This window comes from Mesorhizobium sp. M00.F.Ca.ET.216.01.1.1 (assembly GCF_004010325.2).
GTDB lineage: Bacteria > Pseudomonadota > Alphaproteobacteria > Rhizobiales > Rhizobiaceae > Mesorhizobium.
Map to the genome: position 1 here is coordinate 1 of NZ_SADR02000284.1, position 352 is coordinate 352.

Here is a 352-nt window from a genome sequence, read left to right on the forward strand (position 1 = left end):
GGACCATAGAGTTGCGAAAGGGCGGCCCAACGGCCGCCCTTTCCTTTTGCGCATGCCTCTGCTGTTATCGAGGCAGGAAAATAAACCGCATAGATCATGAGCGATATGCGACGCTCGGCATGATGTTCCTGCTGCTTGGCCTGCAGCGCATCCCGACCGAAGGCCGCTCGATCGCCACTGGCATGACCATGCCCGACGGCTCGGTCGCCAATGGCAAGTTCAGCGAGGCCTTCCTGGCGCTCGGCCGTCACCGCGTCGACTTCTTCATCCCGAACCTCATCCCGGTCTCGGTGGTGGTGCTGATCATGCTTGCGGTGGTGATCTGGTTCTTCCTCGAATACACCCGTTTCGG

The 352-nt window shown here is 60.2% G+C and carries 1 pseudogene; it reads left to right on the forward strand.

Annotated elements, in window-relative coordinates:
• Positions 1-107 precede the first annotated feature (107 nt).
• A pseudogene (locus EN859_RS36120) lies at positions 108-352 on the forward strand (ABC transporter permease); the annotation flags it as partial.